General features: G+C 44.6%; 14 protein-coding genes. 13 read left to right on the top strand and 1 reads right to left on the bottom strand.

The features are described 5' to 3' along the window. Window positions 1–35: 35 nt before the first annotated feature. The 3 genes from betA (at window position 36) to PSYCG_RS04605 (ending at window position 5,099) form a co-directional block, all read left to right on the top strand. Entirely contained in the window at window positions 36–1,736 is a 1,701-nt protein-coding gene (gene betA / locus PSYCG_RS04595) for a choline dehydrogenase (protein ID WP_020443151.1), read from the top strand. A gap of 283 nt (window positions 1,737–2,019) precedes the next feature. Beyond that, entirely contained in the window at window positions 2,020–4,065 is a 2,046-nt protein-coding gene (gene betT / locus PSYCG_RS04600) for a choline BCCT transporter BetT (protein ID WP_011513217.1), read from the top strand. A gap of 401 nt (window positions 4,066–4,466) precedes the next feature. Next, window positions 4,467–5,099: a hypothetical protein gene (locus PSYCG_RS04605; protein WP_020443152.1), complete on the top strand. Its 633-nt coding sequence runs from the start codon at window positions 4,467–4,469 to the stop codon at window positions 5,097–5,099. Between the two features lie 147 nt (window positions 5,100–5,246). Here the strand turns inward: PSYCG_RS04605 and PSYCG_RS04610 are convergent, their stop codons facing one another. Further along, the gene (locus tag PSYCG_RS04610; RefSeq protein ID WP_020443153.1) at window positions 5,247–7,133 is read right to left on the bottom strand and encodes an autotransporter domain-containing protein; all 1,887 of its coding nucleotides are present in this window, start codon (window positions 7,131–7,133) and stop codon (window positions 5,247–5,249) included. 328 nt (window positions 7,134–7,461) lie between these two features. Between PSYCG_RS04610 and PSYCG_RS04615 the strand changes: the two genes are divergently transcribed. From PSYCG_RS04615 to PSYCG_RS04660, 10 genes are all read left to right on the top strand, one after another. Further along, entirely contained in the window at window positions 7,462–8,106 is a 645-nt protein-coding gene (locus PSYCG_RS04615; RefSeq protein ID WP_187289122.1) for a glutathione S-transferase, read from the top strand. 520 nt (window positions 8,107–8,626) lie between these two features. Then, the gene (locus tag PSYCG_RS04620; protein WP_020443155.1) at window positions 8,627–9,535 is read left to right on the top strand and encodes an urease accessory protein UreD; all 909 of its coding nucleotides are present in this window, start codon (window positions 8,627–8,629) and stop codon (window positions 9,533–9,535) included. A gap of 96 nt (window positions 9,536–9,631) precedes the next feature. Then, window positions 9,632–9,934, top strand: a complete 303-nt coding sequence (gene ureA, locus PSYCG_RS04625) for an urease subunit gamma (RefSeq protein WP_020443156.1) — start codon at window positions 9,632–9,634, stop codon at window positions 9,932–9,934. Between the two features lie 28 nt (window positions 9,935–9,962). Beyond that, window positions 9,963–10,298, top strand: a complete 336-nt coding sequence (locus PSYCG_RS04630) for an urease subunit beta (protein WP_011513223.1) — start codon at window positions 9,963–9,965, stop codon at window positions 10,296–10,298. Further along, the gene (gene ureC / locus PSYCG_RS04635; RefSeq protein ID WP_020443157.1) at window positions 10,295–11,998 is read left to right on the top strand and encodes an urease subunit alpha; all 1,704 of its coding nucleotides are present in this window, start codon (window positions 10,295–10,297) and stop codon (window positions 11,996–11,998) included. The genes PSYCG_RS04630 and ureC overlap by 4 nt, the downstream gene beginning before the upstream one ends. Window positions 11,999–12,033: 35 nt before the next feature. Continuing rightward, complete coding sequence (ureE, locus tag PSYCG_RS04640; protein ID WP_041772240.1) at window positions 12,034–12,576, top strand: urease accessory protein UreE; 543 nt, start codon at window positions 12,034–12,036, stop codon at window positions 12,574–12,576. After that, window positions 12,566–13,273 (top strand): urease accessory protein UreF, encoded by a 708-nt coding sequence (locus PSYCG_RS04645; RefSeq protein ID WP_020443159.1) that lies wholly within the window; start codon window positions 12,566–12,568, stop codon window positions 13,271–13,273. Before ureE ends, PSYCG_RS04645 begins: the two co-directional genes overlap by 11 nt. A gap of 34 nt (window positions 13,274–13,307) precedes the next feature. Then, the gene (gene ureG / locus PSYCG_RS04650) at window positions 13,308–13,946 is read left to right on the top strand and encodes an urease accessory protein UreG (protein WP_020443160.1); all 639 of its coding nucleotides are present in this window, start codon (window positions 13,308–13,310) and stop codon (window positions 13,944–13,946) included. A 97-nt stretch (window positions 13,947–14,043) separates the two neighbouring features. Beyond that, window positions 14,044–14,628, top strand: coding sequence for a HupE/UreJ family protein (locus PSYCG_RS04655; protein WP_020443161.1), 585 nt, complete (start codon window positions 14,044–14,046; stop codon window positions 14,626–14,628). A 200-nt stretch (window positions 14,629–14,828) separates the two neighbouring features. Further along, the gene (locus PSYCG_RS04660; protein ID WP_020443162.1) at window positions 14,829–16,094 is read left to right on the top strand and encodes a RidA family protein; all 1,266 of its coding nucleotides are present in this window, start codon (window positions 14,829–14,831) and stop codon (window positions 16,092–16,094) included. Window positions 16,095–16,121 lie beyond the last annotated feature (27 nt).

Below are 16,121 nucleotides of genomic sequence, written 5' to 3' on the forward strand. Positions count from 1 at the left end.
TAAATGATTTATTTTTCAATATTATGGAGCGTTTTATGACATCGACCACAGCTGAGTATGACTACATTATCGTTGGTGCAGGATCAGCAGGCAATGTGCTAGCCACGCGTTTGACCGAAGATGCCAACATTAAGGTGCTGCTACTAGAAGCAGGTCGTCCAGACCATCGCTTAGACTTTCGCACGCAGATGCCAGCAGCGCTCGCCATGCCGTTGCAAGGAACGACCTACAACTGGGGTTATAAGACCGATCCCGAGCCGAATATGAATAATCGCGTGATGGACTGCGGTCGCGGTAAAGGGCTTGGCGGTTCATCTTTGATCAATGGTATGTGTTATATCCGTGGTAATGCACTAGATTTTGATGATTGGTCTAAGATTAAAGGCTTAGAAGATTGGACGTATTTGGACTGCCTGCCGTATTTTAAAAAGTTAGAAAACCGCGATGCTGGCGAGAATGACTATCATGGTGTGGGTGGTCCCGTTGAGATGACCACCTCAAAACCAGGGGTCAATCCATTATTTGAAGCGATGATTGAAGCAGGCGTACAAGCTGGCTATCCGAGTACCGACGATTTAAACGGCTATCAGCAAGAAGGCTTTGGGCCAATGGATCGTTTCGTGACGCCTAATGGTCGCCGTGCTTCAACGTCCCGTGGCTATCTGGACCGAGCTAAACCGCGCAGCAATATCACGATTTTGACGGGTGCACTGACCGATGTAATCTTGTTCGATGGTAAGCGTGCTATCGGTGTCAAAGTCGAGCATCAAGGTCAAACCAAGAACTTTCATGCCTCTCGTGAAGTGATTGTTTCCTCTGGTGCAATTGCTTCGCCACAATTATTGCAGCGCTCTGGTATTGGCCCTGGTCAATGGTTAAAAGATCTAGGTGTTAATGAGATTATAGATTTGCCAGGCGTCGGTAATAACCTGCAAGATCATTTAGAGCTGTATATGCAGTATGAATGTAAGCTGCCAGTCTCGATTGCACCTGCCAATAAATGGTGGAACAAGCCAGCCATCGGTGCGGAGTGGTTATTCAATGGTACTGGTCTTGGCGCGTCAAATCAGTTCGAAGGGGGCGGTTTTATTCGTACCGATGAGAAATTTACCCACCCTAATATTCAGTACCATTTCTTACCATTAGCGGTACGTTATGATGGTCGCAGTGCCGTGAAGTCTCATAGCTTCCAAGCACACGTGGGCTCATTACGCTCGCCAAGTCGTGGTCGTGTCAAGCTGACCTCAAAAGATCCAAGTGCTCATCCGAGTATCTTGTTTAACTATATGTCTCATGATCAAGACTGGCAAGAGTTCCGTGCTGCCATGCGTATCACGCGTGAGATCATGCATCAGCCAGCACTTGATCCTTATCGTGGCCGCTCGATTGCACCAACGGACGATCTAGTGACTGATGCGCAGTTGGACGAATATGTCCGTAATCACAGCGAGACGGCTTATCATCCCTCTTGTACCTGTGCGATGGGCGAAGACAATGATTCGGTCGTCAATGGCGAAGGGCTGGTACATGGTATCGATGGCTTGCGCGTGGTTGATGCATCGATTATGCCAAATATCATCAGTGGCAATCTAAACGCGACGACCATTATGCTCGCAGAAAAAATCGCCGATAAAATGCGCGGTGTGCAGCTGCCACGTTCGACGGTAGATTATTATGTCGCTAATGGTGCACCGCTCAGAGCGGAGCCGATGCGGAGTTATAGTTCTACGGTATAAGCAGTTGAATCATCAATCATATAAGACAGTTTTAATAAGAAGGCCTTTTACAGTAAAGGTCTTTTTTATCAGCGCTAACGTTTAAGAAGATGAGTGCCGTTATGGCTGCCTCTGTTTATCGTTTGCTTTGCTATTTTTTCACATTGTTGATTTAGCAAATTTCATTTATTGGTACTGCTTTGTGCGTCATGCAGGTATTTGTATGTCATGCGGTTATCAGTCATAAGATTATGACGGACAAAGCAATATCAGACCCTGTTTAATTTACCTATTGAGGTCTTTTATGTACAGCTCGCCATCAAAGGATGCGACGAAACCCCTGACTCTAAATAAGACAGTTTTTTTAGGTTCAGCTATTATTTCTATTTTATTGATAATCTGGACGATTGCGTTTCCAGATTATAGTGAGGCATTATTAAGTTCAAGTATGGCATGGGTATCAGAGAGCTTTGGCTGGTATTACATGCTGGTGGTTGCCGCGTATAGTATATTTGCCTTGTTTGTTGGCTTTTCTAAGTATGGCGATATTAAGCTTGGTCAAGATCATGAAAAGGCGCAATTTCCCTTTTTAGCGTGGGCAGCGATGCTGTTCTCCGCTGGTATCGGTATTGATTTATTGTTCTTTGGTGCGTCTGAGCCGTTGATGCATTATCTGACGCCGCATACGGGGCTCGAGCCTGCCAGTGAGGCGGCCATGCGTGAAGCACTTGCACAGACCTTTTTACATTGGGGTCTACATGGCTGGGGCATTTATGCTTTAATCGGGATGGCATTGGCGTACTTTGCTTATCGTAAAAACATGCCACTCGCGTTACGTTCACCACTGACGCCTATCTTTGGCGAGCGCTTAATTAAAGGCTGGCTTGGTGATGGTATTGATACCTTTGGTGTGGTTTGTACCTTGATGGGTATCGCGACCAGTTTGGGTATAGGTGTATTGCAAGCCAATGCTGGTCTGACTCATGTGTTTGGGATTGAATCCAGCAAAATGGTTCAAACCTTTATCATCATAGGTGTTGTCGCTGCCGCGGCGATCTCTGCGATGACTGGTGTAGAAAGAGGCGTCCGCCGTTTATCCGAATTTAATATGCTGTCTTCGATATTGCTATTAATCGCGATATTGGTGATGGGTAACACGGTTTATTTGCTGAATACCTTTACCCAAAATATTGGTCAATACTTCCAAACCATCGTTTTCAAAACCTTTGATGTTTATGCTTATGATGGTCAAGCTGGCGCTGATTGGAAATCAGGCTGGACGATATTTTTCTGGGCATGGTGGGTCGCTTGGGCACCGTTTGTAGGCCTATTTATTGCGCGTATTAGCCGTGGTCGTACCCTGCGTGAGTTCGTATTTGGTGTGATGTTTATCCCACTTGGATTCATCTTTGCTTGGTTCTCTATCTTTGGTAACTCAGCGATAGATTTGGTTGCCAATGGTGCCACTGAACTTGGTGAAATCGCAGTCAATGATGCGGCAATGGGCATGTTTGCCTTGTTTGAGTATTTTCCTTACAGCGAAGTGCTATCATTTGCAGGTGTTGTGATTGGGCTAGTATTCTTTGTGACCTCAGCTGACTCAGGCGCGTTAGTATTAGCAAACTTGAGCTCACGCGGCATGACCAATGATACGGATGCACCTGTTTGGTTACGCTTATTTTGGGCAGCAGCGACCGGTCTTATTACCTTAGGATTATTGTTTGCTGGTGGTTTTGCCTCATTACAGTCCGTATCCGTCATTGCAGGCTTACCGTTCTCTCTTATCCTTGTACTCTATATGATGTCGATGTGGAAGTCGCTCAAAGAGGAAGGTAATAAGCGTAAAGCCAGTACGATTGGTACGGCTAATGTGCTTGATAGTGGTAAAAGCTGGAAAGCACGCTTGCAACGTATTGTGAGTTTCCCAAGCCATGCACAAGTTGAACGGTTTTTACAAAATGTGGTCAGACCTGCCATGACGGAAGTTGAAAAAGAGTTTGCCGCAGGCGGTCTAAAGACGTCTTTGGATATCCGTAACCCTGAACATATCGGACAAGATATAGATGAAGGTATGGATGAGAGTAGCGGTCAAATAGATGGTCTGAAATTACGGGTTGGACATGGTGATGAAGACGACTTTATTTATGAAGTTAATTTGATCAAAGCGGAGCGTCCTAACTTTACATTGAGCACATCAACTAAGAATGCAGAGTACTATTATCGTGCAGAAGTGTTCTTAAGTGAAGGCTCGCAAGAGTATGACTTAGTTGGTTACTCCAAAGAGCAAGTATTGGTCGATATCTTAAATCAGTACGAGCGCCATTTGCAGTATCTACATTTAGAGCGTTAATAGCTAAGTAATATACTCGATTTTACACTGACCCCATAAGTTGGATTCAACTTATGGGGTTTTTTAAATGTCAGTGTTATAGTCGATTCACTCTAAAAGGAATAGGATATATACTGCTACGTTTTATAATGAAGATTAACAGTATTACCATTATCTGATGTGCTATCATTATTAAAAATGGTCATTCAGACCTATCGTGGGTTTAATGGTTTCGTAGCTTTCACTTGCCATTGTGAATCAATCAATGACAGCGCTACAAGCCTTGCAACTTCCAGCACGATATAAAATAACTCTGGTAAAGCGCATGAGCCTTTTCTCCGACAAAGTCATCCATGCCTTATTTGATTTGCCGAATTTGGCTTATTATTATACTTTTATTGTCGGAGTTATAGGAGTCTCACTTGTTTAATCTTCCTGCTACTCATTCCAAATATACCCGCTATTATAGACCGCAGCATTCTTTGGCGCGCCGTATCATTACTCAAATCGATACGTGTGAGCGCCGTCCCCAAGATATTACCAGAGCCATGGGCTATCCGCTTAAGCATACCATTCCTGCCTGTGATCGCCTGCGTCATGTACTGTCTAGCGAAAAATTGGGCTTGGATGGCAGTTATATCGATGCTTATTTTACTCCTGAGCAATTCTTAGAAAAGCTGGTTTCAGTACTTGATATGCAGGATGAGACGTTTGAAGAAGATATCGCTCAAATCAAGTATGATTTGGCGCATTATGCGTATCCTTTGCCTAAATATCGGCTAAGAGCAGATGTTGATTTTGAGTTTACTGCCGGCGCAAATTGGATGTCCCGTGGCGGCGCGGCTCAATTGGCTCATGCTCACTTGCCTGAAAATATTGCTCGAATGACTGAGACAGAACGTGAGGTCATCGTACAAAAGTGTATGGATGAGCATTACAAAAACTACAATGGCAATTTGCCATATGGCGGCGTGATTAAAGGCTACTGGCTAACGATTGAGCAACATGGTGAGGTTATTAGCAAAGTGGAATACGGACTGCCCGTTAAATCATGATAGTACTCATAACGACGTAAGAAAAAATCTTAAAAAGCCTATTTAAAATCCATCTCAATAGAAAACCGCCAAGCACTTTTTAGCGTTTGGCGGTTTTTTTGAGCTTCAATATATAAACTATCAGCAACTAAGCTTGATTCAAACCGTTTAGTAAGTGCTGCTAAGACCGACAAACAAACTCGTTGATTTGTCATCATCACCTTGCGAGTGCGTAACACCAGCATTGGCATTTAATTGACCAAAGCTTTTGGATACACCAAGCGTCATGCCAAAATTATCATCGTCGGTCTGTACCATTGGCGTATCAAAGCTGACATTTGCTATGGTGTTAAGACGCGCAGAAGCCGCTTCACGATTGTCACTCAACTGCTTTTGATAATGAACATCCCCGAATACATTAAGTGAATCGCCTAGATTATGGTTGGCTTTCACGCCAAGTTTGCCATAAGTGGTAGTATATTTTTGCTCATCAAACTGCATGGCGATACCAGACATTTCTTGCTCTTTTAGCGCGTCCAATCTCACACGGCTAGCCGTTGCACCGATATATGGCGTGATAGCAAGGCTGCTGAACTGCATCGGATATCCTGCCTGCAAGTTAGCATAGTAACGTTTACCATCAGCATTAGAGTTAAACTCTTGTTTATTGCCACCAAGTGTGACCGCACGTGTGACATCAACGTCTAGATTACCAAAGCCAACCGCGCCATTAAGCTGCACGCCGCCAAGCTTATCTAGCGTATTGCTATGATAGACACCAAAGCCTACTTCTTCTAAGTCGATATTGCTTAAGCCAGTGCGAACCCCTGAGTTCTCAAAATCTTTTTGAGTGATATTGCCATATAAGCCTGTTACCGCATGTGCTGAGTTAGGATGAGCAAAATCTACACCTAATAATACTTGGGTATTACTATCGCCTTCAAACCCTGCAATATCTTGATTTTCAAACTCACCGGTTGCCCATAACTTACGGGCAGGTTTTTGTTCACTACTTTGGATTTGATTGATGTGAGATTGCAAGCGCTCGCTAGTTGCTAGCCCTGCTGTCGTCGCAATGTGCGGCAACACGCCAATAAGACTAGGAGCGGTAACGACGGCACTGGCGTAATCTGCAATCATTTGATGCGCACGTCCCGACGGATGGATACCATCAGCAAAGAAATAGCTTTCATTGGCACCTGGCGCGACTAAATTACTTGATCCACATAAAAGCGAGCTTGAAGTGTTGCAAGCTTTTTGAGTCATATTTGTAAAGCCATAAGCTTTAGGATTGGCAGCGACTTGTTGTAATAAGCTAAAAGTATCGAGCGGTATGATATTAGCACCCGTAGCTACTGCGCCACTATACATAGTTTGATTATATAAATTTGCTAACATCGTACCAGACGATTGAAACCCTGCTCCTGCAGCGATAGCAGTAGGTGTTAGACCTATATCAGGGATATTAGGTACTAAAATATAGTTCGCACCATTATCTTTGAGCGCTTTAATAGCGGCGACTTGGCTGCCAGCCGCTGATGAAATCGTATTTATCGCATTAGCAGGATTTGCAGCTGCCGCAAGTAAATCGTTTGCGCCTCCCCACACCACATACATACCATTAGGATCAACTTTTTTATTAGCCAGATAACCAGTTACTTGAGTGTTCACAGACGCAACAGGAACGTTAACGCCAAAGTCCGTATTAACGATATCCTTGCCTGCTCTTGCACCACCAATAGCATAGTTATTACCAGCTTGATTTCCAAGATAAACGATGGGAACAGCTGTTGTACCTAGCTGCTCAGCGAATGACGTTGCCCATACGTTATCAGGATTGGTCGTAAATTGACCTGACTCTTTAATACCGAGCTTGCCTTGGGTAATGGGACTAAAATAACCGCCATCGGTCAAGCTATCACCAAAAAATGTCACACTGCTATAAAGCTCAGCATGCGCTAGACCTGCCATTGATAGCGAGATGGCAAGTATACTTTTGGTCAATGTTTTAAGGGTGGTAGGGTTAACAATAGCGTGAGAGGTATTACGAGGCATATCGACTTCCTTGTCGTGAATGTAGCGGTTTATTAAGGAAGTGTAACTGCTTTAGAAAATCCTATCAATCGAATTTATCGTAAATCCCAATATAAGTTGGATAAGTTAACAAGTATAAAAATTTTAACCATGGTGCTGTAAATATCGTTCTAACCTAGTGCTCTATCTTCTAAATTATCCAGACCATCGTTGAATGCAATTACTTGCATTGTTATGATGTGTAAATGAAGGTATCGTCCCTAGCATTTTTAAAATGATGACACGCTCTAGTAATAATCAACCTCCGCGTCTAAACTTATTAATCTCAATTCAACTACGAACCCTACCTATGACTTCCTCTTATCATTGCCTGTATTCTTTTCGTCGCTGCCCTTATGCCATGCGCGCCCGTCTCGGCATACTGTTTGCTGAGCTACAGGTAGAGCTGCGCGAAATAACACTGAAAAATAAGCCGTCTCAGATGCTAGCCATTAGCCCAAAAGGTACGGTACCTGTTTTACAACTTGTAGATAGGACGGTGATTGAAGAGAGTAGAGAGATAATGATATGGGCGCTTGAGCAGCAAGATCCGCAAGGGCTTTTGGATGCAGAGGTTTTGCAGCAGGCCAATGCTTTGATTGATAAAAACGACAACGAATTTAAATATTGGCTCGATCGCTATAAATATGCCGATCGTCATACAGACATGACCCAGACAGAGTATCGACAGAAGGGTGAAATATTTTTAAAAGTGTTAGAGGAGTTGCTGACTAAAAATCCTTATTTGCTAGGGGAAACTGTAACGATTGCCGATATTGGTATTATGCCTTTTGTCCGTCAATTCGCTCATGTCGATCGTAATGTTTTTTATAGCCTGCCTTATCCAAATCTACAGCGATGGTTACAAGATTGGCTGCAGCATCCGTTTTTTTTGCAAACGATGACCAAATTTCAGCCGTGGCAGGATGGGGATGAAGCAGTAATTTTTTGCTGAGACTTCCTCCAAAATATTTAATAAGTGTTAATACTTTGAAATTTCCGTCTCATGTTTGCTAGGGTTACTATCTTCTAGCTATCTATCTTGTTGAATTACTACAAGATTCACAGTACAGATTAACTAAAAATAGGATTAAGCTGCCATAATTTTTACCAATGTGTAAAGAAATAATTTGACAATTATGTACGGTTGGCTTATAAGAGATAAACAGTATGGCTGTTTGCCAATAAGTGCTTTTTTAGAGTGCCTATTTGCATTAATTAAGCTCATACACATATCAAGGGAAGCATCTTCTACCCTGATGGTACATCGCAATTTATCTGCACTACTCGTTTTATGGTTTTTAGGCAATCATTGCCCAACTGATGACATTCGCTGACAGCTACTAGGCTGCCACTGTCACTCTAACCTCACCCGCGCACGTGAATGTATTTTCTCATTTTGCTATTGTCAGCCAATTTGCTGACGATTCAGCGATGTATGTCGCGCTGGGCCTATAAAAAAGGTTTCCAATCGCATGACGATTTTATCTTCTATGCCTGTGCATCCGCAGCCAATCATAGATTCTGGGCATTGTTTTGATGCCAGCCGCCATTGGCCAGCCTCATTAACTTTAGGGTTTGCAGCTTATCCTGAAGCGGACACTCGCATTACCCGCATGAATGTCGCACGTCACTATGGTCCACTTCGGGTACAGCGCGCTTTTTACCCTGAAGGTCGTGATGGCTGCTGTCATGTGTATCTTTTACATCCACCCGGCGGTATTGCCAGCGGTGATTCTTTAACCATCGATGTTACGGTGTCTGAAAACGCCCACGCTTTATTAACCACCCCAGCTGCCAACAAACTGTATCGAGCCGATAGCAATAATGTCGCTTGGACACAGCATACTCATCTTAAAATCGAAGACGGTGCCACGCTTGAATGGCTGCCACAAGAAACGCTGGCTTTTGATGGGTCACGCGGTGAGCAAACGGTGATTATTGATTTGGCTGAAACGGCTAAATGCTTGGGCTGGGAAATTATTGGCCTTGGCCGCCCAGCCAGCGACTTACCTTATGTCAGCGGCATCATTGAACAGCGTTTTCAGCTTAGCCGAAAAGGTCAGCCACTATGGTTAGAGCGCCAAGCCATTGACCCGACACATCCTCGCTTTTTAGGTAAATGGGGACAAGGCGGTGCTACGGTTCACGCTACTCTGTGGGCTGTCGGACTGAGTGACCCTGCTGAGACCATTACCGAACTACGCGACAAAATACCTGCCAACCACAATTGGGCGGTGACTTATCGCCGCGGTGTGCTTTTACTTCGCTATTTGGGCATGGAGCGCAATGAAGCATGGGATTTATTGCAACAAGCACGAGATATTCTGCGTCCTAGATTAACGGGTTATAAAGCCGTCATACCGCGCATTTGGTTAACCTAATAATTTTTATGCGTATTTTTTTTCGATTACACATAAAAGCAAGCCGCAAATCAATCGATTTTCAGCACAACAATATTAATAATAATGGAGACAATAATGGAACTAACCCCCAGAGACAAAGACAAATTAATGCTTTTTACTGCTGGGCTTTTGGCCGAGCGCCGTAAGGGAAAAGGGCTGAAGCTTAATTATCCAGAAGCGATTGCTCTGATAAGTTGTGAGATTATGGAAGGCGCACGAGAAGGGCGCACGGTGGCAGAAATGATGGGCGCCGGTCGCGAAATTTTAACTCGTGACGATGTGATGGAAGGTGTACCTGAGATGATTGAAAGTATTCAGGTCGAAGCGACTTTTCCTGATGGCACCAAACTGGTGACTGTTCACAGTCCTATTATCTAATAAGAGCATAAAGCTTAAGGAGAGCATGATGATTCCGGGTGAATATCAATTAAAGAAAGGTGATATTGAACTGTGCGTAGGTCGCGACAGCTTTGTGATTGAAGTGGCCAATACCGGCGATCGCCCTATACAAGTGGGCTCTCACTATCACTTTGCTGAAACCAACAGCGCACTAAGCTTTGATCGCAAAAAAGCCTATGGCCATCGCCTAGCTATACCTGCTGGCACCGCTACGCGCTTTGAGCCAGGTCAAAAACGTGAGGTGTCGTTGCTGCCTTATGCAGGATTGCGCCGCATCTTTGGCTTTAGAGGTGAGGTGATGGGTGCGCTAGATGACAATTCAGATTCAGGAGAAACACGATGAAAATATCTCGCGACGCCTATGCCAATATGTATGGTCCGACTGTTGGCGACCGCATCCGTTTAGGCGATACTGAGCTTTGGATCGAGATTGAAAAAGACCACACTCATTATGGTGAAGAGGTAGTATTCGGTGGCGGTAAAGTGATTCGTGATGGTATGGGTCAAAGCCAGTTGTGCTCAGACTCAGTGATGGATACTGTGATTACCAACGTGATTATTATTGATTGGTGGGGCATCGTAAAAGCCGATGTTGGCTTAAAAGATGGTCGCATTGCCGCTATTGGTAAAGCCGGCAACCCAGATACGCAGCCAGATGTTGATATTATTATTGGTGCAGGTACTGAGATTATCGCTGGTGAAAACCAAATCTTGACCGCAGGCGCAGTAGACACACACGTGCACTATATCTGCCCGCAACAAGTAGATGAGGCGTTAATGAGCGGCCTTACCACTATGATTGGTGGCGGTACTGGCCCTGCGACTGGCTCAGTCGCTACCACCAACACGCCTGGACCGTGGCACATTGGCAAAATGATGCAAGCCGTGGATGACCTGCCTATTAACATCGGATTTTTGGGTAAAGGCAGTGCCAGTACGCCTGCAGCACTTGAAGAGCAAGTCAAAGCTGGCGTGATGAGTTTAAAAGTTCATGAAGATTGGGCAGCAACGCCAGCAACCATTAGTAATGCGCTTGATGTTGCTGACCGTTACGATATTCAGGTAGCGTTACATGCCGATAGTTTAAATGAGTCAGGATTTGTTAAAGATACGCTAGAGGCCTTTAAAGATCGCTGTATCCATTCGTATCATACTGAAGGTGCGGGTGGTGGTCACGCGCCAGATATTATTGTCGCTTGTGGTCAGCCAAATGTTTTACCGTCATCGACCAATCCAACACGCCCGTACACCATCAACACTGTTGACGAGCATCTCGACATGCTGATGGAGTGTCATCACTTAGACCCAAATATTCCTGAAGATGTGGCCTTTGCTGATTCGCGTATCCGCCGTGAGACCATTGCTGCAGAAGATATCTTGCATGATCTTGGCGCTATTTCGATGATTTCGTCGGACTCGCAAGCCATGGGCCGTATTGGTGAAGTTGTCTGCCGTACGTGGCAAACCGCGCACAAAATGCGGCTGCAACGTGGTCTGCTACCAGAAGATCAAGAGCGCGGTACTGATAACTTCCGAGTCAAACGTTATATTGCCAAATATACCATCAATCCTGCCATCACCCATGGTGTATCACATGAAGTGGGCTCGGTAGAGATTGGCAAAATGGCAGACTTGGTACTATGGCGTCCTAAGTTTTTTGGTGTTAAGCCGTCCATTATCTTAAAAGGCGGCATGATTGCTGGCGCAGCAATGGGTGATCCTAACGCCGCAATTTCGACCCCGCAGCCAGTACATTACCGCCGTATGTTTGGCGCGCTAGGACGTGCAGTTTCTGCTACACGTGTTACTTTCGTTAGCCAAGCTGCGATGAACACGGGACTCGAAGAAAAACTGGGGCTAAGAAGCCGATTGGTCGCGTGTAAAAACGTTCGTAGCATGCGCAAAAAAGACATGAAGCTGAATGATTACTGCCCGAACATCACGGTAGATCCAGAAACTTATGAGGTTCGTGTAGACGGTGTGCTTTTAACGTGTGAGCCGCTCTCTGAACTGCCATTAGCTCAGCTTTATCATTTGTTTTAGGCCAGTTGTTTTAAATCGTTTGTAAGGATAATAATATGCTTGAATTAATAAAAAGAATGGATGGTAATGCTTTGGTTGATATTTATGACACCTTGACCTTGCCTTATGAGCTACGTATTCGTGGCCGTCTAAAGGCAGTTAGTGATAACGAACGTGATGTGGGTCTGTTTCTTGACCGAGGTCCTGTGCTTCGTCATGGTGATTTGCTACAAGCCGATAGTGGTGAGGTGATTCAGGTTCTTGCAGCTGATGAGCCAGTGGCTACTGCTTATATCGAAAGCGGTTTACCACTCGCTAGACTGTGCTACCACTTAGGTAATCGACATGTGTCACTCGCCCTTGGTAGCGATGAAGATGGGCGTCATTGGGTACGTTTTCCTCCAGATCATGTGCTTGAGGAGCTAGCAGTACTATTGGGAGCAGATTTAAGGCATCACGACGCACCATTTGATCCTGAATCTGGTGCTTATGCGCAGGCTGGTCGCGAGCACTCGCACTCAAATAGTCATGCGCATTCTCACTCTCATTCTCATGACCACGACCATTCTGAACACGACGGTCATAACCATGCGCATTAATGAGCCGTCAAATGCTGTGAGCGATCTAGCATTGTTAGGTTTGATGCAATTAATTAGCCCAGCATTACCTATTGGTGCTTTTGCTTGGTCACAAGGTTTGGAAAGTGCGTTTGAGCTGGGTTGGGTCAATAATGAAGCTCAACTGGGCGAATGGTTGGAAGGCGTTTTAGGTGACGGTTTGACGCGTTGTGAACTGCCTGTCTTAGCACGTTTACAGAGATGTTGGGCAAATAATGACGGTGATGGTCTGGCCTTTTGGAATGACTGGCTACATGCCAATCGGGAAACGGCTGAGCTGAGCGATGAAGATACACGTTTAGGTCAAGCATTGATACGCTTACTAAACAGTTTGGATTTGCAGCCACAGACAGCGTTAGGTCATGCCGAGCTACCAAAGGAACCGGGTTATGTCACTGTCTTTGCATGGACGGCTCATCAAAGGCAGGTGCCTGTACGTCAAGCTCTACTGGGATTTGCTTGGGGCTGGCTGGAAAATCAGCTTGCGGCTGCCTGTAAAGCCCTGCCACTCGGTCATACCGCTGCACAACGTTTGAACGAGACGTTACGTCCGCAACTGGTGGCGGCAGTTGATAAGGCTTTAACCTTAACTGATGAGCAGTTGGGTCCGATTTTACCCGGCTTAGCACTGGGTAGTGCTCAACATGAAACTCAATATTCACGATTATTTCGAAGTTAAATTAATGCTTCGTTTTTAGATAAGGAAAATATACATGAAACATTGCTTAAGAGTAGGCGTTGGTGGTCCGGTTGGTTCCGGAAAAACAGCTCTATTACGTCAGTTATGTAGTGCGCTAAAAGATCACTATGATATCGCTGTGGTTACTAACGATATCTATACGCGTGAAGATGCTGATTTTTTGTTAAAGCATGATGCTCTGCCTGCCGATCGTATTTTGGGCGTAGAAACGGGCGGCTGTCCACATACGGCTATCCGCGAAGATGCCTCGATGAATCTGGCCGCAATCGATGATTTGCAAACGCGCCATCCTAACCTAGAGCTGGTGTTAGTAGAGTCTGGCGGCGATAACTTGGCAGCGACCTTTAGCCCAGAGCTTTCTGATTTGACTTTATATGTCATCGACGTCGCTGCTGGTGACAAAATCCCTCGTAAAGGTGGACCAGGTATCACTAAGTCTGATTTGTTAATTATTAATAAAATTGACATCGCCAAATACGTACATGCTTCGCTAGATATCATGGAGCGTGATTCAAAGAAAATGCGCGGAGAACGTCCTTTTATCTTCACCAACTTATATGACGGCGTAGGCGTAGAAGAAATCATTAGCTTTATCTTAAAGCAAGGTATGTTGCCTGAGCGTCGTCCTGAGAAAGCTGCAACTAATGCATAACAGTCCGCGCTTAATGATTAAGTATACGGACAGTATTTTAAAACATTATCTAGAGCAATTATTCAAATAATAGAAAACAAGAAAATAGGAGAGAAAGATGAATAAAATGACCAAATTGCTGCTGACAGTAGGGCTGATGATGACAGCTACTTTGGCGATGGCCCACCCTGGCCATGGCGAGCAGGTGAGCAATGGTTTCCTTAGCGGCTTACTGCATCCGATGATGGGCCTTGACCACTTATTGGCTATGGGCGCGATTGGTTTTTGGAGTATCCGCCAAAACACTACGATGAAACGTGGCACGCCGTTATTTGTCGTAGGTGGCATGATAGCGGGCGCAGGCCTTGCTTGGGCGGGTGTCAGTTTGGCTGGGGTAGAGACCGGCATCGCCATGTCAGTATTGCTAGTCGGTGTACTAATCGCCACGTTAGCAAAACTGCCGACTGCTGTTGGTGGAACCTTGGTTGCGCTGTTTATGGTCGCCCACGGTTATGCTCATGGTACTGAAATGACACAAGGTTCAAGCTTATTGCTTTATATGGCTGGCTTCGTTGTCGCAACCTTAGCCATTACTTTTGTCGGTCGCGGTCTAGGTACCATGATGCTCAAAGCCGATAATCGTATTACCCGTGCATTAGGCGGCGTGGTTGCTATCATTGGTGGCGTATTAGCTGCCGGTTAATAGATATTGAATAAAAAACTTGTTCTTTTTGTATAAAAATAAGAAGCCGTAGGGACTTCCTACGGTTTTTTAGTTTCTCATATTCCTTTTCGCATCTACTAAAGATCTTAAAGCGACGACAGTGGGCTAGATGCCTGCTTCATTAATAAATATATCAACCAGCTTAGTAATTAAGCCTATCAAAAAGGGACTATCACGATATGAATGATACCATCATAAAATTATCTAGAAACACGAACCGTGCGCCGATTAGCGCAACCTCAACTCAGAGCGTTGCTTTTTCTCATTACAATAATATCTCAGCGCAATTGCCAATTGATCCGAAGACTGGCGCATTAGCCTCTGCTGATATTTCAGAACAAGCTAAACAGTGCTTGGATAATATCAAGGCGATTGTAGAAAGTACTGATCATCTCATGGATGATGTGATTAAAATCACTGTATTTTTAAAAGATATTGCAGATATGCAGGCAGTAAATGCTGTCTATCGTACTTTCTTTACCGACTATTTGCCGACACGTAACGTAGTGATGGTTGCAGAGCTGCCTATAAGCGGTGCTTTAGTACAAATGGATGCACTACTCTCAAATGGCGAAGGTACTCACCCGCAGGCCCCTTGCGAGCTCGTAAAAGTGGCAATAAACACTGATAACGCGCCAATCGATTCTTTATCTACCCAAACCGTTGCTTTTTCTCATTACAATAACGTCTCAGCACAATTACCGATCGATCCTATTTCAGGTCAACTAGTAGTAGGCGGTATAGCAGAGCAGACAGCGCAATGCCTAACAAATCTTAAGTCGATTTTGAATAGTATCGATGTCAGTATTGATGATATTGTCAAAATAAACATTAGTCTAACCAACCTTACTGATATCACAGCCGTCGATGACGTTTATAGCACTTTTTTCCCAGACACGGCTATTGCCAGAGCCGTCAATTATCTACCAGCGCGCACAGTAACTATGGTTTTAGGGCTACCTATAGATGCTTTGGTACAGATTGAAGCCGTGATATCACATGGAGATGGCACGCCGCCACAAGCCGTTGAAGATCGTCATGGCATTGTAATTAAAGCCAATAATACAGAGCAAGCGCCAAAGCACTCGTTAAGCACGCAGACAGTTGCTTTCTCTCACTATAATCACCTTTCGGGTCAATTGCCTATTAATCCTAAAACGGGTAAGCTCATCGACGGTGATATAAAAGCGCAGAGCAAGCAGTGCTTAGAAAACATCAAAGCCATTGTAGAGAGTATCGATCATAAAATGGACGACATCGTTAAAGTAACTATCCAACTCACAGACATGACCGATATTGACACGGTCAATGATATTTATACTACGTTTTTTGACGGTGAGCTGCCTGCCAGAACAGTATTTGGGGTTTCAGTAATTCCTATGGATGCATTGATACAAATCGATACAGTGCTCTCTAATGCTGAAGGTACGCCACCTGTAAGATAGTAGTTATTCAGATTTTGCCATAACAAT

This window comes from Psychrobacter sp. G, from assembly GCF_000418305.1.
GTDB classification, from domain to species: Bacteria; Pseudomonadota; Gammaproteobacteria; order Pseudomonadales; family Moraxellaceae; genus Psychrobacter; species Psychrobacter cryohalolentis.

Bases quoted from the DNA above. Each gene is read 5' to 3' on its own strand.
- PSYCG_RS04660 (WP_020443162.1), top strand. From the start codon at position 14,829: ATGAATGATACCATCATAAAATTATCTAGAAACACGAACCGTGCGCCG.
- PSYCG_RS04615 (WP_187289122.1), top strand. From the start codon at position 7,462: ATGACTTCCTCTTATCATTGCCTGTATTCTTTTCGTCGCTGCCCTTAT.
- betA (WP_020443151.1), top strand. From the start codon at position 36: ATGACATCGACCACAGCTGAGTATGACTACATTATCGTTGGTGCAGGA.
- PSYCG_RS04645 (WP_020443159.1), top strand. From the start codon at position 12,566: ATGCGCATTAATGAGCCGTCAAATGCTGTGAGCGATCTAGCATTGTTA.
- PSYCG_RS04610 (WP_020443153.1), bottom strand. From the start codon at position 7,133: ATGCCTCGTAATACCTCTCACGCTATTGTTAACCCTACCACCCTTAAA.
- PSYCG_RS04655 (WP_020443161.1), top strand. From the start codon at position 14,044: ATGAATAAAATGACCAAATTGCTGCTGACAGTAGGGCTGATGATGACA.
- ureA (WP_020443156.1), top strand. From the start codon at position 9,632: ATGGAACTAACCCCCAGAGACAAAGACAAATTAATGCTTTTTACTGCT.
- betT (WP_011513217.1), top strand. From the start codon at position 2,020: ATGTACAGCTCGCCATCAAAGGATGCGACGAAACCCCTGACTCTAAAT.
- ureC (WP_020443157.1), top strand. From the start codon at position 10,295: ATGAAAATATCTCGCGACGCCTATGCCAATATGTATGGTCCGACTGTT.
- PSYCG_RS04620 (WP_020443155.1), top strand. From the start codon at position 8,627: ATGACGATTTTATCTTCTATGCCTGTGCATCCGCAGCCAATCATAGAT.
- ureE (WP_041772240.1), top strand. From the start codon at position 12,034: ATGCTTGAATTAATAAAAAGAATGGATGGTAATGCTTTGGTTGATATT.
- PSYCG_RS04630 (WP_011513223.1), top strand. From the start codon at position 9,963: ATGATTCCGGGTGAATATCAATTAAAGAAAGGTGATATTGAACTGTGC.
- ureG (WP_020443160.1), top strand. From the start codon at position 13,308: ATGAAACATTGCTTAAGAGTAGGCGTTGGTGGTCCGGTTGGTTCCGGA.